Source organism: Rhizobium sp. CB3090 (assembly GCF_029714285.1).
In the GTDB taxonomy this organism is placed as follows: domain Bacteria; phylum Pseudomonadota; class Alphaproteobacteria; order Rhizobiales; family Rhizobiaceae; genus Rhizobium.
Genome location: NZ_CP121663.1, coordinates 54,252 through 76,771, shown reverse-complemented (window position 1 = coordinate 76,771; position 22,520 = coordinate 54,252). Strand labels below are relative to the sequence as shown.

The 22,520-nt window shown below is 58.7% G+C and carries 19 protein-coding genes and 1 pseudogene; 8 read left to right on the top strand and 12 right to left on the bottom strand.

The genetic code is table 11. The features are described 5' to 3' along the window. Positions 1-265: 265 nt before the first annotated feature. Both QA646_RS19175 and QA646_RS19170 read left to right on the top strand, forming a co-directional pair. Positions 266-1,498 carry an HlyD family efflux transporter periplasmic adaptor subunit gene (locus QA646_RS19175; protein WP_283059840.1) on the top strand — a complete coding sequence of 411 codons (1,233 nt, stop codon included), beginning with the start codon at positions 266-268 and terminating at the stop codon, positions 1,496-1,498. After that, positions 1,480-3,474, top strand: a complete 1,995-nt coding sequence (locus QA646_RS19170) for a glycosyltransferase (protein ID WP_283059839.1) — start codon at positions 1,480-1,482, stop codon at positions 3,472-3,474. Before QA646_RS19175 ends, QA646_RS19170 begins: the two co-directional genes overlap by 19 nt. A 63-nt stretch (positions 3,475-3,537) precedes the next feature. On the opposite strand, the gene QA646_RS19165 is transcribed toward QA646_RS19170, so the two are convergent. Continuing rightward, positions 3,538-3,801, bottom strand: a complete 264-nt coding sequence (locus QA646_RS19165) for a hypothetical protein (RefSeq protein WP_283059838.1) — start codon at positions 3,799-3,801, stop codon at positions 3,538-3,540. Positions 3,802-4,115: 314 nt separating this feature from the next. Next, a complete protein-coding gene (locus QA646_RS19160; RefSeq protein WP_283059837.1) occupies positions 4,116-4,745 on the bottom strand; it encodes a TetR/AcrR family transcriptional regulator in 630 nt (209 codons plus the stop codon). Positions 4,746-4,876: 131 nt separating this feature from the next. Here QA646_RS19160 and QA646_RS19155 point away from each other — a divergent pair, with 131 nt between their 5' ends. The 3 genes from QA646_RS19155 to QA646_RS19145 are packed head-to-tail and all read left to right on the top strand — an operon-like array spanning position 4,877 to position 10,091. Then, entirely contained in the window at positions 4,877-5,953 is a 1,077-nt protein-coding gene (locus tag QA646_RS19155; protein ID WP_283059836.1) for an efflux RND transporter periplasmic adaptor subunit, read from the top strand. Then, positions 5,950-7,035 (top strand): efflux RND transporter periplasmic adaptor subunit, encoded by a 1,086-nt coding sequence (locus QA646_RS19150; RefSeq protein WP_283059835.1) that lies wholly within the window; start codon positions 5,950-5,952, stop codon positions 7,033-7,035. The genes QA646_RS19155 and QA646_RS19150 overlap by 4 nt, the downstream gene beginning before the upstream one ends. Continuing rightward, positions 7,032-10,091 (top strand): efflux RND transporter permease subunit, encoded by a 3,060-nt coding sequence (locus QA646_RS19145; protein ID WP_283059834.1) that lies wholly within the window; start codon positions 7,032-7,034, stop codon positions 10,089-10,091. The genes QA646_RS19150 and QA646_RS19145 overlap by 4 nt, the downstream gene beginning before the upstream one ends. A gap of 100 nt (positions 10,092-10,191) precedes the next feature. On the opposite strand, the gene QA646_RS19140 is transcribed toward QA646_RS19145, so the two are convergent. Beyond that, positions 10,192-11,169, bottom strand: a complete 978-nt coding sequence (locus tag QA646_RS19140) for a L,D-transpeptidase (RefSeq protein ID WP_283059833.1) — start codon at positions 11,167-11,169, stop codon at positions 10,192-10,194. 241 nt (positions 11,170-11,410) lie between these two features. On the opposite strand from QA646_RS19140, the gene QA646_RS19135 reads away from it, so the two are divergent. Together QA646_RS19135 and QA646_RS19130 are read left to right on the top strand one after the other, a co-directional pair. Next, a complete protein-coding gene (locus QA646_RS19135; RefSeq protein WP_283059832.1) occupies positions 11,411-11,884 on the top strand; it encodes a VOC family protein in 474 nt (157 codons plus the stop codon). A gap of 151 nt (positions 11,885-12,035) precedes the next feature. Further along, positions 12,036-12,305, top strand: a complete 270-nt coding sequence (locus QA646_RS19130) for a hypothetical protein (protein ID WP_283059831.1) — start codon at positions 12,036-12,038, stop codon at positions 12,303-12,305. Between the two features lie 145 nt (positions 12,306-12,450). Here the strand turns inward: QA646_RS19130 and QA646_RS19125 are convergent, their stop codons facing one another. After that, a complete protein-coding gene (locus tag QA646_RS19125; RefSeq protein WP_283059830.1) occupies positions 12,451-13,734 on the bottom strand; it encodes a cystathionine gamma-synthase family protein in 1,284 nt (427 codons plus the stop codon). Between the two features lie 346 nt (positions 13,735-14,080). On the opposite strand from QA646_RS19125, the gene QA646_RS19120 reads away from it, so the two are divergent. Then, positions 14,081-15,100 (top strand): LacI family DNA-binding transcriptional regulator, encoded by a 1,020-nt coding sequence (locus tag QA646_RS19120; protein WP_283059829.1) that lies wholly within the window; start codon positions 14,081-14,083, stop codon positions 15,098-15,100. A 56-nt stretch (positions 15,101-15,156) separates the two neighbouring features. Here QA646_RS19120 and QA646_RS19115 read toward each other — a convergent pair whose 3' ends face one another. From QA646_RS19115 to QA646_RS19080, 8 genes and pseudogenes are all read right to left on the bottom strand, one after another. Beyond that, positions 15,157-15,876 carry a hypothetical protein gene (locus tag QA646_RS19115; RefSeq protein WP_283059828.1) on the bottom strand — a complete coding sequence of 240 codons (720 nt, stop codon included), beginning with the start codon at positions 15,874-15,876 and terminating at the stop codon, positions 15,157-15,159. A 440-nt stretch (positions 15,877-16,316) separates the two neighbouring features. Next, positions 16,317-17,324: pseudogene (locus QA646_RS19110) on the bottom strand (zinc-dependent alcohol dehydrogenase family protein); the annotation flags it as partial. Between the two features lie 59 nt (positions 17,325-17,383). After that, positions 17,384-18,172: an L-iditol 2-dehydrogenase gene (locus QA646_RS19105; protein WP_283059827.1), complete on the bottom strand. Its 789-nt coding sequence runs from the start codon at positions 18,170-18,172 to the stop codon at positions 17,384-17,386. A 64-nt stretch (positions 18,173-18,236) separates the two neighbouring features. Then, a complete protein-coding gene (locus QA646_RS19100) occupies positions 18,237-19,283 on the bottom strand; it encodes a carbohydrate kinase family protein (RefSeq protein ID WP_283059826.1) in 1,047 nt (348 codons plus the stop codon). Beyond that, on the bottom strand, positions 19,283-19,954 hold the full coding sequence (locus QA646_RS19095; protein WP_283059825.1) for a D-lyxose/D-mannose family sugar isomerase: 672 nt from the start codon (positions 19,952-19,954) through the stop codon (positions 19,283-19,285). The genes QA646_RS19100 and QA646_RS19095 overlap by 1 nt, the downstream gene beginning before the upstream one ends. Continuing rightward, entirely contained in the window at positions 19,954-21,108 is a 1,155-nt protein-coding gene (locus QA646_RS19090; protein ID WP_283059824.1) for a Gfo/Idh/MocA family oxidoreductase, read from the bottom strand. Before QA646_RS19090 ends, QA646_RS19095 begins: the two co-directional genes overlap by 1 nt. Positions 21,109-21,132: 24 nt before the next feature. After that, the gene (locus QA646_RS19085) at positions 21,133-21,957 is read right to left on the bottom strand and encodes an aldolase (protein ID WP_283059823.1); all 825 of its coding nucleotides are present in this window, start codon (positions 21,955-21,957) and stop codon (positions 21,133-21,135) included. A gap of 212 nt (positions 21,958-22,169) precedes the next feature. Then, positions 22,170-22,478: a hypothetical protein gene (locus QA646_RS19080; protein ID WP_283059822.1), complete on the bottom strand. Its 309-nt coding sequence runs from the start codon at positions 22,476-22,478 to the stop codon at positions 22,170-22,172. Between the last annotated feature and the right edge of the window lie 42 nt (positions 22,479-22,520).

Genomic DNA, 22,520 nt, shown 5'->3' with positions numbered 1-22,520 from the left:
AGAGCCTGCTCATGCAAAGTCATTTCTTGGACCGGTGATCCGTCACTCGTACGGCTCTCTCGCAGACGTTATTCTTTTGCGGAAGACCGCGCGTTAACGTCCAGCTAATTCCGTGCCGCGGCGTCGCTTTTTCCGTTATCCATATTTCGCGACCCACACTTGCTAGCTAATTTTCATTACGCTAAATTACGCAAGAGTTAGTTGTATCTATCACCGCTGCCATTCGGCGCGAAGGGTTTTCAACGCGGGTTCTTTGTCTAGCAACATGATTTTGAATCATCGCATTACACGAATTGTTATCGGCCTCGTGCTGCTGGCGATCGCTGTCGTCGTCTCGTTACCGGCAATCACCGGCTTCACGAGCCGAGACGGTACAGTCAATGCCCGCTTCGCCATCGTCAATTCGCCCATTGACGGTATGATTTCAGGAGAGCCCGCTAAGGTAGGCACGCCTGTCAAAGAGGGCCAAGCGGTCGCAGAAATCAGCAACCCACGCGTCAATCGTGCAATCCTTGCTTCGCTCGAAGCGGATCGCAACACGGCGCGCGACCGCGTAGTGGCCCTGAAGACCGAGCGGGACGCGCTTACCGCGCTTCGCGAACAGCTATCCAAACGCCTGGACATCTTCAGGGAAGCCACAATTTCCAATCTGGAACGCGAAGTGGAGATCCTGAAAAAGAAAGTGCAAGTTTCGCAAGCTCAGGATCTTGCCGCCCAGGTCGACCTGAGCCGCCGGATGGACCTGGAGTCGAAAGGTATTCTCACCCAGAGGATGGTCGACGCCGCCCGCGCCGCAGGAGCCGCGACCGGCGGTGAGGTCGAAATCAGCAATCTGACCGTCGATCAGTTGGAACAAAGGCTCACCGCGCTTCGCCAGGGTATTTTTGTGTTCGGCGACGGGCAGAATGACGTGCCTTATTCGCGGCAACGCCAGGACGAGGTTATCGTCCGGATCGGTGACTTGAACTCACGCATAGCGGAAAATGAGACACGAGCTGCCGAAGTTGAAAAACAATTGATCGTAGAACGGAGCCGCGTCGATACCCTTGAATCCGCGACCGCGGCAGCGCCATTCGACGGTGTGGTTTGGAGCAGGACGATCGTCAACGGCTCGAATGTCGTGCTCAACAGCGAGCTGATGCGTCTCCTCGACTGCCGGGAAATGTTTGTCGATATTCTCGTTCCCGAGGTCGACTATGACGAGATTTATCCTGGGCTTTCTGCGCAGGTGCGGCTGTTCGGGCGCAGCGACGTCTTCAATGGCACGGTAGCGTCGGTAAAAGGCAGCTCAGCGGCGGTCGAAAGCGATTCCTTTGCGGCCAGTCTACCGGCTTCGTCCCAGCGCAATGCCCGCATTCGGGTTCGCCTGGAGCCATCCTTCATGAACGACGATTTTGCGAATTTTTGCCAGGTCGGTCGAACGGTCCAGGTACGCTTTCCCAAACACGGTGTTGGCTTGTCGAATTGGGTTAAAAGCCTGTGGTTCAGTATCTTCTAGCGCTGGCGCCGACCTTCGTCGTTTTAGCCCTTTTTCTGTTGGGGCCGTTCAATTGGTCGCGTCACCATACCTGGACACGGGCAATTACCTGCGCCTTCGTCGGAGCGATCGCATTACGCTATATGCTTTGGCGGCTGACCGAAACCGTTCTTCCCTACCCCTATGACGGCGTCAATTTTTATTGGGTATGGTTTGTCTTCATCGTCGAGATGCTGGCCTTTACGGAGGTTGTGCTTTTCCTTGTCCTGATGAGCCGCTACGTCGATCGAAGCGCGGAAGCTGACAAACTGGCGCGCACCTTCTTTGCACGCGAGGAGCGAGAACTGCCGACGGTGGATATCTTCATTCCCACCTACAACGAGCCGCTCGACGTGCTTGAAAGAACCATCGTCGGCGCGTTGTCGCTCGATTACCCCGCCGACAAGCTGAAGGTATATGTGCTCGACGACAAGCGTCGCGATTGGCTCAAGGATTTCTGCGAGGAAAAGAACGCAATTCACGTCACACGCGGCGATAATGCGCACGCCAAAGCCGGCAACATGAACAATGGGCTGAAGGTCAGTTCGGGCGACTTCATCGCCGTCTTCGACGCCGATTTCGTGCCCTATCGACATTTTCTGCGCCGGACGCTGCCGTTCTTTTCCGATGAAAGCATTGGCATCGTCCAGACGCCCCAACATTTTTTCAATGCCGATCCGGTGCAGTCGAACCTCGGTCTGGAGAAAATCTGGCCGGATGAGCAGCGCTTGTTTTTTGACGAGATCGCTCCCAGCAGAGACGTGTGGGACGTCAGTTTTTGTTGCGGCTCATGTTCGATCGCCCGCCGCAAGGCTGTCGACGCTATTGGCGGCTTTCCAACGGAATCCATCACGGAGGATTTGCTGACGACGCTGTCCATGCTCAACATGGGCTACAAGACGCGCTATCTGAACGAGCGCTTATCGATGGGATTAGCCGCCGAGAATCTCACCGGCTATTTCGTGCAGCGCGAGCGGTGGTGTCAGGGCGGTATTCAGACGTTGTTTCTGCACAACGGCCCGCTGCGCGGTCCGGGATTGTCGCTGTTTCAACGCATCATGTTCCTGCCGGCATCGTGGCTGGTGCAATATCTGGTCCGTTTCATGATATTGATCGTCCCGATCGTCTATCTGTGGTTCGGGCTGCTGCCGCTTTATTTCACCGATATTTCCGATTACGTCTCCTATCAACTGCCGCTGCTGACGGCCTATTTCCTTCTCATGCTCTGGATAACGCCGACACGTTACCTGCCGATCATTTCAAGCGCGGTCGGTACATTTGCGACGTTCCGAATGCTGCCGACCGTTGTGTCCAGCCTTATTCGGCCGTTCGGCAAACCGTTCAGGGTGACGCCGAAGGGCAGCGGCAACGAGGCGAACCAGTTCGACAAATATACTTTCACCTGGATCTCAAGCCTGATCGCGGTCACCGTCGTCGGCCTATTGATCAATATCGTGCCGGAGACAACTCATATTCAAGGCCAGTTTTCGCCGATAGCTGCCTTGTGGGCCGGCATCAATGTCATCGTTTTGGGGATAGCGTCTCTGATCTGCTTTGAAAAACCCCGACGGTTGTTTGATGCGTTCAAACTTGATGAGACCGCCAAGGTGGACGATATCCCTGGCCAGGTCGTCAGTTTGGCGCTGGACAAGGCAGTGGTCGCAGTGCCCACCGAATCCCGTTTTCAGTCCAGCCTGGTTTCGCTGAAGCTTGATGGCTTCGCACCGTTCAAAGCAGAACTGAAACAGGTCACACAACGGCGCAGAAGCATAGCCCGTGGCGGCGACAGACAAGCCTATTATCTTCACCTGCATTTCGATCTCAGCAAATCTGATCGCGACAAAATGATCGTGAAGCTCTACACCGGTCAATATTCGCAGGACATCCGCGACATCGACAAGGTCGCCGTCTCAGTCAATCTTCTGCTGCGCTCATTCGGGCGAACCCGCACGTTATAGCCGGCAATTGAAGCTTAAGGGACGGCCGATAGGATGTGGCGGCAAATAGCCAGCCTCTCACCATCAATGACTGAAATCGCTGTCAACTTCATACATCCAATGGCGCAGATGGTCGAGCAGAAGCGCCACATCATATCGCCATTCCAAAGCCAACAGCTTCAAGTCCATGGAGCCTGATTGGAGCCGCAGGTCCAGCGCTTGCCTGAGCTGAGCAAGCTCGTCGGCCGTTGGCGAATGTTGTAGTGAGTGCCTCAGCTTGCGCCCACGGGAAAGGCGCTTGGCAAACAGTTCCAGATCCTCATTCAATTTTATGGTCGTTTCGGTCATTACTTATCCTCCGACCCTTAAAATATGTCGTAATACGATATATTTCAATCCGCCTCCGACGCGGCAATTTGGGTAGGATCGGCAAGCCATCCGAACTATACCGGTTCGCCTTAAGGAGAATGCACCCATATCAGGACAGCGCCTGCTGCGAGCACGCGATGGAAAGGGACGCTTAGGTTCTGAAACGGCACGAGGAGGACTCTATTCAGATCGTGACTGGAGAGGCGCGCGGCCCGCTCCAGCAACCTGACATCGGCAATATCGCGCGAGATCGCTAGCTAGGTGCGCCAACCTCCTCTTGCAGCTCCGCCAACTCAGTCCTTAGCGATCAATCCGTGGAGAATGATATCCACATGCGCTTCGAAAAATGCGTCGACATCCTGTGGTTTGCGATCTGCGAAGATCATCTGCGATATGCATAACATCACGGCCGACCCTATCACCGTATCCGGAATCTTGATCGCTGGCGCAGCTCTCAGCTCGCCGGCGGCGACGCCCTCTTCAAAAAGCTTTTGCGCGGCGTTCATGAGCGGGACGACGAATTCGTCGTGATGGCGATCCACGACCTGAGGAAACCGGGAGCCCTCGGCAATCACGAAGCGTAGGAGCTCCCTCGTCTTCCGGTCCAATACGAGGCGATCATAGGACATGCGCAGGAAGGCCTTGATCCTCTCCGTATAAGGTCCGCTCAATGTCTTTGCATAGGCGCTGACATCGGCGAACGAAACGGAGAGATGGCGGATCATCTCCTCAAACAGCCGCTCCTTCGTTTCGAAATAGAAATAGATCGTCCCCTTCGTGACGCCAACGCGACTGGCGATGTCCTCGACGCGTGTCGCCACATAGCCCCGCTCGACGAATTCCTCGAAGGCCGCATCAAGTATCTCATTGGGTCGTTGCGCTTTCCGCTGCGCCCGCAGCCCCGCCTGCTTTCCTGCTGACATGTTACGTCCTCCCTGGCTTGGGATACTTCGACACAATCGCTTCCATAGTCATCAATTATTTCATTGACTAATCAGTCAGTCAATAATATTTGGCGGAACACGAACATGAAATCCGCGATCGAGGGGATGAAATGGGTAAATGGGCAATCATCATGGGGTTCGCGCTGACGCTCGCGCTCGCTTCATGCGATCAAAACAAGAAGCAGGTCACACAGGTGCCGCAGAGCGTCAGAACCGTTGAGGCAGCGCTCAGCAAACCCACCGCAAAGACGACCGTCACTGGCGAAGTGAAGGCCCGGATTGAATCGGAGCTTTCGTTCCGCGTCAGCGGTCGGATCATCGAGCGAAACGTGGATGTCGGAGCGAAAGTCAAAGCGGGCGACCTGCTGGCCAAGATAGATCCACAAGAGCAGCGGGCGGACGTTGATGTGGCGATGGCAAGCCTTCAGGCAGCCGAAGCACAGTTGACGCAGGCACAATTGGCGGACGCACGCCAGGAAAGCCTCTTCAAAAACCAAGTGACGACTCGAGCCGCCTATGATGCTGCCCGGGAGACGCTCCTGACCGCTCAGGGAACCGAGGAGGCAGCCAAGGCTCAGCTTGAAACCGCCAAGGACGCTCTTTCCTACACCGAACTTCGCGCCGACGCGGACGGGATCATCACGGAACGCAATGCCGAGGTCGGTCAGGTGGCGCAGGCCGCGCAGACCGTATTCACGCTCGCCCACGATGGCCCGCGCGATGCCGTCTTCAATGTCTTTGAGTCCCTGTTTATCAAGGAACAGCCCGACAAGCAGGTCGAGGTCGCTCTCATTTCCAATGCCTCCAAGCGGGTCTCGGCGGCGGTGCGGGAAATATCGCCGACGATCGATGGTGCCACGGGCACGATAAGGGTCAAGGTCGGGCTGGAAGATGGCGCCGGCATGCCGCTCGGAGCGGCTGTCACCGGGACATTCAGCATGCCGTCGGCGGAAGCGATCGTGCTTCCGTGGGGCGCTATGGCATCGGCGGGCGGCCAGCCGGCAGTCTGGGTCGTCGACCCCGCCACGAGCGAGGTCTCCTTACGCAAAATTCAAGTCGCGGAATATGACACCGGACAGTTCGCAGTCAGCGCCGGGCTCAAACCACATGAGATCGTGGTTGCCGAAGGCGGCAAATTCCTGCGCCCCGGTCAGCACGTCGACCATTCCCAAGAGGCCGCGAAATGAGAAACTTCTTGATTGCAGCATCCCTGCTGCTGGCTACATCCATGCTGACGTCCTGCGACGCCAAGCCCGCCGAGACGGAACAGAAAGTGCGGCCGGTTCTATCGACCTTCATCAAACCCGAGCCTGTGATCAGCCTCCACCTACCCGGCACGATCGAGCCGAGGATCGAAACAGAACTGGGTTTTCGCGTCCTGGGCCGGATCGTCGCACGTGATGTCAATGTCGGCGATCTCGTCACGAAGGGACAGGTGGTCGCAGCCATCGATCCCCTTTCACTCGAGCTTGCCGTCCGCAGCGCCCGCGCCGATCTTTCAAACAGCCAGGCGCAATTGACCAACGCTTCGACATCGGAGGAGCGCCAGCGCGTGCTTGCCGAATCCCGATCGGGCAGCGAGGCCGCTCTCGAAAGCGCGGAACAGGCGAAAAAGTCAGCCGCCGCTTCCGTCGCCAAGGCACAAGCCAATCTGGCGAAAGCGGAAGAACAGCTTGGCTATGCTCAATTGAAAGCGGAGTTCGATGGCGTCGTCACCGCAACTTCAGCGGAGATTGGGCAGGTCGTTTCGGCGGGACAGACTGTCCTGACCATCGCTCGTCCGGACGTGCGTGAAGCGGTCATCGACATCCCGGAAGCAAGCCTCGACGGTCTGAAGCCGGGTTCGCCGTTCGAGATCGCTCTGCAGCTTGATCCGACCATAAGGGTCACAGGCATTGTGCGCGAAATTGCGCCTGAAGCGGAAGCGACCACGCGGACTAGGCGCACAAAGATCACGCTTACCAATCCGCCGGATGCGTTCCGCCTGGGCTCGATCATCACGGCTAGCGCTGTCGTCGACAGCGCGCCGACCATCTCTCTCCCATCGACCGCCATTCTGGACAAAGACGGCCAGCCGGGCGTCTGGGTGATCGACCCTGAAAAAGCGGCGATATTCCGCAAGGCCGTAACCCTGGATAGCTCCTTCAGCGATCCGGACCGGGTACGTATCCTCGGCGGCCTCAAGGTCGGCGATCAGGTTGCGATAGCCGGCGTTCATCACCTGACCGAAGGCCAGAAGGTCAAACTCACGCAGGAGAACCAACTTTGAAGACCTTCAACCTCTCCGACTGGGCGCTCGAACACCGTTCGATGATCTGGTACTTCATGATCGTCTTCATTCTCGCCGGCGTGTTTTCCTATATGGGACTCGGCCGCGAAGAAGACCCTTCTTTCACCATCAAGACCATGGTTATCCAAGCGCAATGGCCGGGCGCTTCCGCTGAGGAAGTCACCAAGCAGGTGACCGATCGCATCGAAAAGAAGCTGGAAGAGCTCGAATCCCTGGACCACACCCGCAGCGTCACCACTGCGGGGCAGACGACCATCTTTGTCGAACTGCTTCCGACGACAAAGGCCAAGAACGTGGAAAGCACCTGGGTCCGCGTTCGCAACATGGTCGCGGACATACAGGGCAATTTTCCGTCCGGGGTGGTGGGGCCCTTCTTCAATGACCGCTTCGGCGACGTCTATGGCAATATCTTCGCCTTCACCAGCGACGGCCTCTCCCAGAGGCAGCTTCGCGATCTCGTAGAAGATGCGCGCGCCCGGATTCTCACCGTTCCGAACGTCGGCAAGGTCGATATCATCGGTGCGCAGAACGAAGCGGTCTATCTCGAATTCTCTACCCGCAAGATCGCCGCGCTCGGCATCGATCGCCAGTCCATCATCTCGACGCTGCAGGCACAAAACGCCGTCACCCAATCCGGCTTCGTCGAGGCGGGACCCGAGCGCATCGCGCTTCGCGTCGGTGGCCAGTTCGCGTCGGAGGATAGCCTGCGGGCGATCAACCTCAGGGTCAACGACCGCTTCTTTCCACTGACCGATGTCGCGACGATCAAGCGCGGCTATGTCGATCCGCCGTCGTCGCTTTTCCGCTTCAATGGCCAGCCGGCCATTGGCGTGGCGATCGGCATGAAACAAGGCGCCAATCTGCTCGAATTCGGCAAGGCTCTGGACAAGAAGGTCGACGAGATCGTCGGCGTTTTGCCGGTGGGTGTCGATGTTCATCAGGTTTCCGATCAGCCGGCCGTGGTCGATGAAGCTGTTTCCGGCTTTACGCGCGCGCTCTTCGAAGCAATCGCCATTGTGCTTGCGATCAGCTTCATCAGCCTTGGGCTGAGAGCGGGCCTGGTCGTCGCAATCTCCATTCCGCTCGTCCTTGCCATTACATTCCTGGTGATGAGCTATTCGGGCATTTCACTGCAGCGCATCTCGCTCGGTGCCCTGATCATCGCACTCGGCCTATTGGTCGACGACGCCATGATTGCCGTCGAAATGATGGTGGCACGTCTGGAGGTCGGCGACGACCTGCGCAAGGCGGCCACCTACGTTTATACCTCGACAGCCTTCCCCATGCTGACCGGCACGCTCGTCACCGTCGCGGGCTTCATTCCGATCGGCCTCAACGACAGTGCTGCCGGCGAGTTCACCTTTACTCTCTTCGTCGTGATTGCCGTATCGCTGGTCGTTTCCTGGATCGTTGCGGTTCTCTTCACCCCGTTGCTCGGGGTGACGATCCTGCCCAAGACCATGAAGAAGCATCACGAGAAGAAGGGCTGGTTCGGTTCCCTGTTCTCGGGAACTCTCAAGATCGCGATGCGCTTCCGTTGGGCGACCATCGCTCTGACCATCCTTGCCTTTGGATTTTCCATCTTCGGCATGGGCTATGTGCAGCAACAGTTCTTCCCGTCATCGGACCGCCCGGAACTGATCGTCGACTGGAACCTGCCGCACAACAGCTCGATCACCGAAACGAACCGCCAGATGGCCCAGTTCGAGCGGGAAATGCTGGCCAACAATCCGGGCATCGATCACTGGTCCAGCTATGTCGGCCAGGGTGCGCCGCGTTTCATCCTCTCCTTCGACGTGCAGACGCCTGACGTGACCTTCGGCCAGACGGTCATCGTAACGAAGGGGCTGGATGTGCGCGACAAGGTGCGGGCAGAGCTTCAAGACTATCTCAAGAAGACTTTCCCCGGAACGGACGCCTTCGTGAAGCTGCTGGATATCGGCCCGCCGGTCGGCAAGCCTGTTCAATACAGGATCAGCGGCCCGGATATTCAAAAGGTCCGCAGCATAGCGCAGGACTTCGCGGGCATCATGGGTGACAACCCATTGCTCAACGGCATCAACTTCGATTGGAACGAGCCCGCCCGCGTCATCAAGGTCGACGTGCTGCAAGACAAGGCGCGCCAGCTCGGCGTCTCGTCCGAAGACATCGCCACCGCCCTCAACGGCATCGTCGAAGGATCGAGCAGCACCCAAATCCGCGATGACATCTACCTGATCGACGTGATCGGACGGGCCCAGACGTCGGAACGCGGCTCCATCGAAACGCTGCAGAACCTGCAACTGCCGGCCGCCAACGGGAAGGCGGTTCCTCTGTCGGCCGTAGCGACCTTCCGCTACGAGCTGGAGCAGCCGACCATCTGGCGCCGATCGCGCATCCCGACGATCACGATCAAGGCAGGCGTGACCGGCGACGTCCAGCCGGCAACCGTCGTCCAGCAACTCGACGAGAAGGTCGAGCAATTCAGGAAGGCATTGCCGGTCGGCTACTCGGTCGTCGTCGGCGGTGCAGTCGAGGAAAGTGCCAAGGCACAAGGACCGATCGCCGCTGTCGCACCCATGATGATTTTCGTCATGGCGACAATCCTCATGATCCAGTTGCAGAGCTTCAGCCGGCTGTTCCTTGTCTTTGCGGTCGCCCCCACGGCTCTCATCGGCGTGGTTGCCGCCCTGCTGATGAGCAATGCGCCACTCGGCTTCGTGGCGATATTGGGCGTGCTGGCGCTGATCGGCATCCTGATCCGAAACTCGGTCATTCTCGTCGTGCAGATCGAGGATCTCAGAAAATCGGGAGTCAGTGCCTGGCATGCCGTGATCGAGGCAACCGAACATCGCATGCGGCCGATCATGCTGACGGCTGCCGCCGCCACCCTGGCGTTGATCCCCATTTCCCGCGAGGTGTTCTGGGGACCGATGGCCTATGCCATGATGGGCGGCATCGTGGTCGGTACCGTTCTGACGCTGTTGTTCCTGCCCGCTCTCTACGTGACCTGGTTCCGGATACCGAGAGAAAAGACAGAAAAGACGTCGGCATAGTGCAAAGCAGCGGACCTGCGCCGGAGCATTCGGACGGCGCAGGTCCATTCGGGAGGGACAATCATTCAAGATGGCCCCGACGAGTATGTAAGAATTGGCCTCAGTTGGCGAAGTGAACGACGACGCCAGGCTTGACCATGCCGGCCAGTTCCTCGGCGTCCCAGTTGGTCAGGCGGACGCAGCCGTGCGACTGGCCCTTGTCGATGAGCTCCGGATCGGGCGTTCCATGAATTCCGTAAGTGGGTTTGTCCAGATCGATCCATATGCTGCCGACGGGCCCATTCGGCCCCTTGGGTATGATGAGAACCTTCTTGTTCTTGCCCTGCTTGAAGTTGAGTTTCGGGTCATACCGATAGACCGGCATCCTTGAGACGCCCTTCACCTTATGGGTTCCTGACGGCGAAGGATTGTCCTTGCTGCCGATGGTCGCTGGATAGACCGCCAATAACGCGTCGTTTCGATCATAGGCCAGCACTTGTCCGGTCTTCTTGTCGACCTCGATACGCTTGACATGGCCTTCCTTCGGCGAACCGGGCGACACCACCAAAACCGTCTTGCCGGGAGCAAAGTCCGAGTCTGGATTGAGCTTGTTCAGCAGGCCGGTAGCCATATGGAACCGTTCCGAAAGCCGCTCCGCCACGCTGGTATATCCCATGCTCTTCATCTTCGCTTTTTCACCATAATCGTCGGGAATGCGGTCGACGAGTCCCGTGGCATCCTCAGGCATGATGAGGTAAGTCTGGGTGATCGGAGCGTCGGTCTCGAGGCGGGCGATCACGTCGGGATCGAGCTTTCCATCGACCGGAAGATGGTTCATCGCCTCGAAGCCCGCTATGGCCTTGCTGACATTGTCGCCATAGAAGCCGTCGATCACGCCAGGAGACGCGCCCGCTCGATCGAGCAGCACCTGGAGACGAATGATCGCGGCATCCGGCTCCTTGGATGCCTTGGCTGAATGCTCTGGCACGACGGAAGTAAGGGACGCTGTGTTGATTGTCTGGGGACCGAACTCTTGCGCGGCTGCACCGCCAAACGAGGGCGTGAGCATGAGAAGCGCGATCAGAGCGTAGGTTTTCATGGAACGTCAAATGGCCGGAAGCGGATCTTGTTCCGAGGTTCGCCGCTGCATTTCTATCCCGGATGAAATCAATTGACCTCAGCCCGGAACGCTTACGACCCAACCGGTGGGTTGACGCTCCTTTGGAAAGGCCCGACACCTCGATCATCCAGACGCCTAAAATGACGGATGCGGACTGGAGAAAGACGGTTTGCCTCTTATTTCAGCACGGAACAGAAACGAGGAGCGAAAGGATAACGCAATGGCGAAGAACACAATCTGCGTATGGTACGACAAGGACGCGGAAGCCGCCGCCCGCTTTTATGCCGAGACTTTTCCCGATAGTTCGGTCGGTGCCATCATTCGTGCACCTGGAAACTATCCGGAGGGTAAACAGGGAGACGTTCTGGTTGTCGAATTCACCGTTGCGGGGATCCCTTGTATCGGTCTGAACGGTGGTCCCGCGATCACACACAACGAAGCCTTCTCATTTCAGATCGCAACGGACGATCAGGAAGAAACCGACCGCTACTGGAACGCCATCGTCGGCAATGGCGGCCGGGAAAGTGAGTGTGGCTGGTGCAAAGACAAGTGGGGTGTGTCCTGGCAGATCACGCCACGCGTCTTGATGGAAGCGCTCGTGGAGGGTGGCGATCAAGCAAAGCGTGCTTTCGATGCGATGATGACCATGAAGAAGATTGACGTCGCGGTAATCGAAGCGGCGCGGCGCGGCTAAGCATCGGCGGATGTGGAATTTTACCGGAGCGCGCTGTTGCCCGGCCAATTCCAAAAATTTTTTGGCGTGCACGACAAAATGACGGGATTCAGCGTTAGGGTGTGTATTCCGGATGCAAGGTGCGTTTCGGATGTGATCAGAGGAAGACATGATGAAAAAGCTGCTTATCATAGCCCTCACTTCCGTAGGGGCATTACTCGCAATCGCTTCTACAGCCAACGCAGCTCAAGGCTGCGGCGCCGGATATCACCGCGGCCCTTATGGCCATTGCCGTCCGAACGTCGCCACTGGCGGCACGGTTGTTGTCGTGCCGCCAGGGGGGCCGAGGGTCGGCGTTTATTATCATGGGCGAGGCTATTGGGACGGCCGCCGGTATTGGGTGCATCGTGAGCGGTACCATGGCCGTTGGCGCTATTATTGATCGCAGCTTTGCTGGGTCGGTCAACGGACCGGCCCAGCCTTCAAAAGGCGGTGGCAGTAGCAGCATTGCCTCAAATCAGCCAGCATGATCATGACCTGTTGTCAGGCTTCCAATCAGCTTGGATTCTTCACGCCGCAACTTGGCATTACGCTTCGTCGAGCGCCTGACCCAGATCGGCGATAAGATCGTCAGGATGTTCGATGCCGATCGAAAGGCGGATCGTCGAGTCCAGGACTCCGATGCGCTGACGCACGTCGGCCGGCACGCCTGAATGCGTCATCGTCGCCGGATGCGAGGCCAGGGATTCCGTCCCGCCGAGGCTGACGGCGAGTTTGAAGACCTGCAATGCGTTCAGAAACCTGAACGAAGCAGGTTGGCCGCCCTTGATATCGAAGGAGAACGTCGAACCGGCGCCGGTGCACTGAGCTGCGAACGTGCGGCCCGTAGCCGAGCTCGCATCGGCATAGGACAAATAGTGGATCTGTTCGACCTTGGCATGATTGTGCAGGAAGTCCGCTACGGCCATTGCGTTGCTGTTTGCGCGTTCCATGCGGATCTGCAGCGTCTCCAAAGACCGCCCCAGCATCCAGCACGAATGGGGATCGAGCTGGGTGCCTATCGAGCCTCTGAGGGCCTTTACCTGGGCAATGATCGCCTTTCTGCCGAGCACGGCGCCGGCGATCAGGTCGGAATGGCCGCCGACATACTTCGTCAGCGAGTAAAGCGAGATATCCGCGCCGTGGTCGATCGGCCGCTGGAAGACGGGGCCAAGAAGGGTGTTATCGCACACGAAGATCGGCCGGTGCCCCTGCTTCTCACCGATCGCATCCGCTATGCGCCGGATCATCGCTATGTCGACGAGAGTGTTGGTCGGATTGGCTGGCGTCTCGATGAGAATGACGGAAATGCGTCCCTTAGCCATCGCGTCCTCGGCCGCGGCCCGGACGGAAGCTTCCTCGACACCGTCTGCGAACCCCACGGCGGAGACGCCAAGATTGAGGAATGTCTTGGCGAGCAAGGTTTCCGTGCCGCCATAGAGCGGCTGCGAATGAAGAATGGCGTCACCCGGACGGACGAATGTAAGCAGGGTGGTGGCGATGGCCGACATGCCGGAGGAGAACACCGCGCCGCTTTCCGTGCCTTCATAAACGGCGAGACGATCCTCGACGATCTCGCTGTTCGGGTGATTGAAGCGCGAATAGACGAGGCCTGCGCCTCTTCCCTCCGGCGGCACCTTCCGACCCGAGACGTAGTCGAAAAAGTCGCGGCCGTCCTCGGCGGATTTGAAGACGAAGGTCGATGTCAGGAAGACAGGCGGCTTGACGGCGCCCTCGGAGAGTTCGGGATCATAGCCATAGTTGAGCATCTGGGTTTCCGGATGCAGGATCTGGTTTCCGACACGGGTTTTTGACGGGTGCGGCGCGGTCATGGGGCGTCTCCTTGATCAAGGTCACGAACTCGGATCGTGGACCAAGACAATCCGAGCGGATAATCAATGATATTTGGAGCGGCGATGCACAGTGAAAAGATGAGCGCTTCTACGCCAAGAGGATAACATGGCGCGCCGGCGCCAAGAGCCATGAGAGAATTTTCGCACCGCACTTTCCATGAGTAGCTCGGGGAATATAATCGGGTTGGCGACAGAAAGGTCTTTGATCAACTCGACTTGCGCTTGATGCCGTCTCCTGCTGATGATTAAGTCAATGACGACATAGGGTGAATTTCCGCAGCTCGTCTCATGACTGTCCGGAGACCCGGGAAAGAAATACGAGCACGTGACGACCAGCATCAGACATATCGCCAAACTCGCGAGAACATCGGTCTCGTCGGTCTCGCGCGTGCTCAACAACAGTGGCTATGCCTCGCCCGAACTCAGGGATCGGGTGGAAGCGGCCATTCGGGCTCTGAATTACACGCCGAGCAAAGGCGCACGCATGCTGCGGGGTGCGCCGAGCCGGATGATCGGGCTGATGCTGCCCTCGATCGACGTGCCCTTCTTCGGGATTCTGGCCCATGCCATCGAACAGCAATTGTTCCAGCGCGGCTACCAGACGCTGATCTGCAGTACAGCGGAGAACATGGATCATGAGGCGCGCTACATGTCCATGCTGCTTGCTCAGCGCGTCGATGGCGTCATCGTGGCCAGTGCCTTTGGCAACATCGAGCACTTCGAGATCCTGCGGGATGCCCATATACCGATCGTCGCGATCGACCGTGAATTGAGCGGCATTGCCGACGACGCGGTCATGGCCGATCATGAGGAAGGCGGACGGCTGATGGCGCGTCACCTGATCGGCCTCGGCCACCGATCTATCGCCATCGTCGGCGCACCAGCTCATAGCCAGCCTGTTCAGCTTCGCCTCCGGGGTATTTCGACGGAAATGGCAAAACACGGGATCGCGCCTACTGCCGTGAGGATGGCCGAGGAGCACAGCTTCGCGGCAACATACCCGCTGGCGCAGGATCTGCTGGCAACGCACCCGGAGATCACTGCCATCATCGGCACGACCGATATTTCAGCGATCGCGGCAATCCATGCCGTCCTTGATCGCGGCGTCTCCGTTCCGGGCGATTATTCCGTGATCGGTTTCGACGACCTGCCGGAGGCAGCCTACGTCTTTCCGCGGCTGACAACGGTCGCACAGCCCATCCGCGATGTCGGGCAACTGGCGGCACGTCGTTTGGAAACGCTGATCGCGGAACACCAAGCGGGGCACGAACCGCGACCAGGGGCCGTCATGAAGGTGCCCGTTACCCTGATCCACCGGGACTCGACAGGGCCTGTTCGGGGCTGAAACGGAATGGGGCCTTGGCCTGGCCCGAAGCTCGGCCCCACCAGCCGATGACTTCCTTAATGGAAGCGGTCGGCGTCCCATTCCGATGCGATCTCCTCGTAGGCGGCATCAAGGCGCTCGCCGCGATGCGCGCGCCAGAAGCTGGCCAGATCCCTGTTCCAGGCAGACTGGTGATCGCTGGGTTTGTTAGTCCATGTCAGCGACTTGCCGTGCGATTTGAGAACGATTTCTTTCACCTGATGCGATGTGATGCCATGGCCGAGAACATTCCCTAGCGCGATGATATGATCCGGCTCCCACAGACGTTCGTAGATGAACAGGTTATCTTTTCGCCAGGACATGAACGAGGCATAGGTCGAGAAGAATTCGCCCGAGGCATTGGGGCCAAACCAGCGCGCCCAACTCAGGAAATTGTCGCGCGGATTACGGATGATCGTCACTGTCGTCATACCGCGCAGCAACGCACGTTTGTTCCAGCATACATGGCCATGGACGACCATCCGAGATGGAGCGCCATGCAGGAGCCCAGAGACATCGTTATATCCGTGAATCTTGGGTGCATCCTTGAGGTAATTGTCGAAGTTTCTCTTCGCCTGTTGCGACAGGAAGATCGATTCTTCATTGTAATTTATCCGACGTGCGTAACAGGGCTGATCCTTAGGCAGAGCGCGCACGAACGCATATTTTTCAAACCCTATGGCCTCTACCGCCTGCAAAAGCGCATGCGTGCCCGATTTCGGCGTACCGTTACAGATAATCGGCAATGCAGTGGTCATCATACCTCCGTCGTTCCAGAGCGGTTCAGCGTTTTACGGAATCGCTTTCCCGCTCTATCTCTTTGTTTTTACGCATTCCGGACGGAAAATCGCTTCGCACTTTTCCTGGAATTGCTCTGGAGCGTGTTTCACTCCGGCTGGCCTATGCTCTAGGCAGTAGGGATATTGATCGTGCATCAAGCTTTAGCGTGCCTTGCGCACAAGGCTGTCGAAGCTATGCAAGGACATCAGCGCGCGGATATTCGTGTCGCATCGCACGCGACGGTCCGCGGGGACGAGATTTGCCGCATGCTGTCTCAGTCGTCGATCATGCCACCTTGGAAAACGCCTGGTTTCACCTTTATGGGAGCGAGCTCGTAAACAGAGATTTCGCGCCGCTCCCGTGATGGAGGATGACGAAGCCGGTTGAGTAATGCTCGGTGCTGTTCAGCGCGAGATTCGGGCCGGACGATGACCTTGATCTCGCCTGGCAACGGCGCGCTGCCCACGATCTCCGCGACCTCTTCCAGACCGATGGTCTTGGTCACCAGCATATCCAGCTCCAGCGCCCCGCTCGCGACCAATGCTGCAGCCCGCGAATGGGTGAACGGATTGAGATAGGCCGGTCTTATATCGACTTCGTTGACGAGCAGATCGAACGGCAGAATGGGCACCTCGACACCTCTAGGTGTCACCCCGAAAAGCACGAAGACGCCGCCGCGCCGCGTCATTCGCGAACCGGTCTGCAAGGTGTCGGGAACGCCGGCGCATTCGATGACGACATCCGAACCGCCATGGCTGACGTCCCGAACAGCCGCGACCGCGTCCGAAGCGGTTGGGTCGAAGGCATGCGTCGCGCCCAGGCGCAACGCGGTCTGCCGTCTCGATAGCTGCCGCGTGATCAGGATCACCTGGCTTGCGCCAGCCAAGCGGGCCAATTGCACCATGAGCAGCCCGATCACGCCCCCTCCGAGGATCGCGACGCTCTGGCCAGCACGAATCTCGGCCTTGTCGATCGCATGAAGGCAGCAGGCAAGCGGCTCGCAGAAAGCGCCATGCACGGGGTTGAGATCGGCCGGCAGCATGAATGCCTGCCGGTACGGCACCGCCGCATATTCCGCAAAGCCGCCATCTCGCGTAACGCCGATCGCGGTCAGACCCTCGCACAAGTTCACCCGCCCGCGCGTGCAGGCATGACAGCGGCCACAGGCAATATTGGGATCCACGGTCACCAACTCACCGCCGGTAAAACCCGCGACCTCATCGCCCACCGCTTCGATTATGCCGCAAAATTCATGGCCCATCGTGACCGGAATTGCCGTCGGATACTCGCCTTTATACATGTGGCGATCGGAGCCGCAGATGCCGGCGGCAAGGACCCGGACAAGCAATTCGCCCGACTGCGCAACCGGCTTCTCGACGCTGCGCATGGTCATGGACCTGATCGACTCCAAGCGGACAGCTTTCATTCCTCTCCTCCTCACTGAGGCTTTCATATCGCAGGCCTGGGAAGGTCCCGCCCGAACGATCAGCCCATGACATTGCCGCCATCGACATTGTAGCACTGCGCCACGATATATGCCGCATCCGGCCCGGCCAGAAAGGCAGCCATGGCAGCCTGCTCCTCAGGTCTACCAAATCGCCCGGCTGGAACGGCGGCGGCCACGCGGCGTTTCACCTCGCCGGGCTGTAAACCTTCGCGGCTCCCAAGTTTCGCGTCGACGACATCCCACATCGGCGTGTCGACCACGCCGGGAGCGATGGCGTTCACGTTGATCCCGTAACGGATCAGTTCCAGAGCGCAGCTTTGCGTGATGCTGATGACGGCTGCCTTGGAGGCGCAGTAAGCCACAGCCGGCCCCTCGCCGCGGCGGCCAGCCTGAGACGAGAAGTTAATGATGCGTCCGCCTTGGCCTCTCTCCACCATATGGCGGGCAACGGCCTGCGTCATGAAGATCACGCCTTCGATATTCACCTGAAAGACCCTGGCTGTCCGCTCACGCGATATCTCCAGAATGGATTGGACTTCATAAATGCCAGCGGCGTTCACCAGGATGTCGATCTGGCCGGCGGTCTCTAGCGAAAAGCGCACGGCAGCGTCGATACTCTCCTGGCTGGTGACGTCGAGCGCCACACTCCACGCATCGGGACCGATCGCTTCTGCAACCCCAGCACATCGTTCGCCGTCCAGATCCGCCACGATGACCTTCGCGCCTTCCGCCGCGAAGCGTTCACAGACAGCCTTGCCGATACCGCTCGCGCCCCCCGTGACCAATGCCACTTTTCCGGAAAGCCGAGATGTCTGCACAGTGGTCATCGCATCAACTCCTTGATCGTCGTGCCGCCACGGATCGCCGATGCGGCCGCTGTTGCGGATTGATTCATGTCAGCTCCTGCATGTCCTCCAGCAGAACCGTCATGTTGGGGATGCCATCGGTGGCTGTTGCGCCCGCTAGGCATTGCGCGGCCGCACCGTGGGCGACGGCGCAGATCCGCTCGACAGGCCAGTTCTCGTGCAGGCCGTAGAGCACGGCGGCACAGAAGGCGTCTCCCGCGCCGACGGTGCTGACGATATCATTCGGGTCGACGGGCCGCGAACGCGTGACGATCGGCGAAGCACCTGGAGCGAACCAGAAACAGATTTCCGGGGCATGGATGACCGCGCCTTTGGTGACACCCGCCGCAAGCAGGCGTTCCCCCGCCTCGAAAAGGCCGGGCTCGATCAGATTTCCTTTTGCATCACGAACGATAACGCCCGTTGCCCGGCCTGCCTCCATCTCGTTGATGATCAGGAAATCGCAGAAGGGCAGCGCGACGCCAACCTTGGCAGCGAATTCCGGATCTTCGCTCGATACGAAATCCACGCAGGTCGTGAGCCCCGCGCGTTGCGCGGCCTCCAGCAGGCGCGATGCCCCCGAACGGCCATCCGGGTCGATCCGGTCGAGCCCGGGCAGCAGCATCAGATAGCCGAGGTAGAAGAGCCGGTAACCGGCTTTGGCGAAGGTCGGGGGCGAGATATGCGCATCCGTGAGCGCATCGTTGGCGCCGCCATGGTAAAAAAAGGTGCGGTTCTGGCCCGGCACGTTCATGACATGCGTGTGAGCCGTCACTTGATCGGCGAGCGCCAGAAGTCCCCCGACATCAATGCCGGCATTCGCAAGGCGGGTCTTGACGATCTCTCCGTCCTGATCAGCGCCAATGCATCCTGCCGCCGCCAGCTTTCCTGAAAATCCGAGCGAGGCGAGGTCGGTGACGACATTGGCCGCCCCGCCCCCGACGCCCAAATCCTGGTGCAGTATATAAGCGAGATTGCCCTGTTCCGGCCAATAGGACAGGGTGTGGACGCGATCGACAATGAAGTTTCCTGCGCAGACGATACCGCCGTGCTTCTGACTGTCGCGACTGTGAGCCTCCTCCCCCGCTTGCATCAGCCGCTTCCCTCGTTCCACAGGGGTCTGAGCGGCGGCTCATCTTCCTCGATCGCGGCAAAGCGCCCGATCGGCTCCAGAAAGAAGTTGTCGTTGTTATCGTCGTTGACCTGGCTGACCTCGCCGACAAAGACAGGCCCGCCCCCTTTCCTGCCGTAGAAGCGATGATAAAGCCCGGTGCGGATCGTCACGCTCTGGCCGGGCCTGAGAACCAACGGCTCCCATGCGGAAAGCCGGCACGGCAATCCGTCGACCGGAACCGTCACATCATCTTTCAGCGCATTACCGTCAGTATCGGCCGCGGCGAATTCGATGACGAGATCGCCGCCGGCGCGGTTGATGATGTCTTCCATCTTCGACGCGTGACGATGCGTCGGCGTAAGCTGGCCTTCCTCGACGAAGAGCAGCTTTTCGGCATAGGTGCGCTCGCCCTCGACCCCGACGATACCGTTGCGCAGGCAGAACAAGACGAGACCGCATTCGGCAAAGCGGTTCGAGCCGAAATCGGTGACATCCCAACCGAGCTGATGGGCACGCAGATAGCTTGCGGACTCGGGACGAGAGGCAAACTCCGCCGCCGTCCAATATCCCCATTCCGGCAAGGACCAATGCCAGCGTTCGAGGGTTTCGCTCGCGCGCCGCAGCGCGGCATTGATTTCGGAGCGCTTCATCAGACTGTCACTCCGTCATATTCAACAGGCACGACAGCATCCTCGCGGCCGGATTTCAGGGCGGCCGTCAGCACCGCATGGTGCGCATGTGCTTCTTCCGGCGCCGCACAGCCAAAACCGTTGGCATTGCCTCCCGCAAGCTCGTCGACGAAGGCTGCCCACATCTGCTGTATGGCATCGGCAAAACCGAATTCGAAGATCTTGCCGGTAATCGCCGGAAACAGCGAACCATATCCGAGATCCTCAGTGCTCCAGGCCTGAGCACCACCATTATAGTCCATCCACTGCCATTGCCGCGGCGACTTCGTGCTGAAGAATGCGCTCTTCTTCATGCCGAGAATGCGAATGTACCAGGTGTTGGATTCCCCGGGCGCAATGCGCCAGGTTTTCAGCACCATCGGAAAATCCTGATCCCCGGTGCGCACGCGGCTGCTGATCGTCGCATTATCCCAGGTGGTGCAGGGCAGCATGCCGCCCTTGCCGTCAGGTCGCTCGGTGACCTTCTTGACCAGTTGCGCATGCAGGGTTGCCGGACGCCAGCCGAGGCGCAGCGGCACGTGCAGCACATGCATGCCGAGATCGCCCATGCAGCCATATTCGCCGTTGATATCGGCCATGCGCTTCCAGTTGATCGGCTTTTGCCGGTCGATATCCGAGGAATGCAGGAAACCCGCCTCGACTTCGAGGATGTCCCCCATCTCGCCGCTTTTTGCGAGCGCGATGACCTTCTGCGCGCCGGGGAAGAACGGCATCTCCGACGAGCAGCGAACCAGGAGATCAGGATGCTTGGCGAGTTCAGCCATGATCTCCCGGTTCTGGGCGGCATCCATGCCGAACGGCTTTTCGCCGAGAAGATGCTTCCCTGCCTTCAGGACATCGATGTAAAATTGCTGGTGCAGCACATGCGGGACAGCGCAATAGATGGCATCGACTTCGGGATTGGCCAGAAGCTCCCCATAGTCGGCGGTGAATTGCCGAACCGTCGGCACATTATCCCTGAACCAGTCGAGCAGCGTCGTGTTGGTATCGCAGACAGCGATGATTTCCGGGCGCGCCTTCACATCGACCAAATGCAGCCAACGCGCCGCAGCGCTTGCGAACTCGCGCCCCATCAGACCGCAGCCGATGACGCCGAAGCGGAATACTTTCGTCATGACATGTCCTCCCTACGAACGCGTTCAGGCGAGGTACCCGGAGGCTTGTTCGACGGACGCCTTGTCATGGACAATTGCCATCAAAGCTCGCGTCATACCGCCGGGATTATTATGCTGAATGACGTTGCGGCCATAGACGATGCCGCGAGCGCCCTGCTCCATCAACTGCTTTGTGCGGGCCAGAATTTCGTGATCCGAAACGCGGCCACCGCCGCGCACCAGTACAGGGAGCCCTTGGGCGATCTCTACGACGCGGTGATATTCATCGACATTGTCGCATGGGTCGGCTTTGATAATGTCGGCGCCGAGTTCGGCCGCCTGACGCACCAGCGGCAGGATCTTGTCGATCGCGCCATCGACCATGTAGGCGCCCTTGGAATTATCCTGCATGACAAGGGGTTCGACCATCAGCGGCATGCCATAGATCTCGCATTCGCGCTTCAGACTGTTCACGTTGCGCACGCAGGCGCGATAGACTTCCGGCTGGTCCGGCAGCATCAGGAGATTGACCACGACGCAGGCGGCATCCAGCGCTATGGCCTGTTCGACGGCCCGGTCGATCATTTCCGAAAAAAGCGCCGAAGGCAGCGGGTTGCCGTAGATATTGGCAATATCGGTGCGCAGGACCAATGCAGGACGTTGCTTGCCGGGGATCGCCTGCAGCAGAGGCGCCGTGCCCGGCGGAAGTTGAATGGCATCGGGCGCGGCATCGGCAATCACCTTGATGGCCGTCTTCATGTCCTCGATGCCGGCGAGAAAAGTCCGCTCGTTGAACATACCGTGATCGATGGCAACGTCGAAACAATTTCCGGACACGCCAAAAAGGCGATTGAGCCGTGCGGATTTCATTCCATTCCTCCCACATGGTAACGTTTCCATATCAAACTTAGACGGGTCGAGATTGTGAGTCAAGAAATGTGGTAACGTTTCCATATCCCTTCTGATTTCCGATGCGTTGAACGAGATGGATCCTGCGCACCGGCGAAGAATGACTCGTTTCAGGGATCGCCGACGGGGAAACTTTGGAACATGCCGGGCCGGTGTTTGTTCGAGGTCGGCAATCAGAGAACATCCAAGGAGAAAATCATGTTCTTAAAAATCCTGGCTGTGTCAGCTCTTTCCATCGGCCTTGCAACATCGGCATTGGCCCAGCAGTCCGGCACCTCCGGTAGCGGATCTGGTTCCGGAACCAGCTCCGGGACGTCGACAAGTTCAGGTTCCGGATCTGACAATGGCACCAACAGCAACAATGGCTCTGGAGCCAACACCACCAGCGGCACCAACAGTACCGGTGGTACTGCGGGTAGCACCACCACCAAAGACAACGGAAAAGCGAGCGACTGCAACGGAATGTCGACATCGAAGAACACTACGACTTTGAAGCAGGATCAAGCAGCCAACCCTGCAACGTC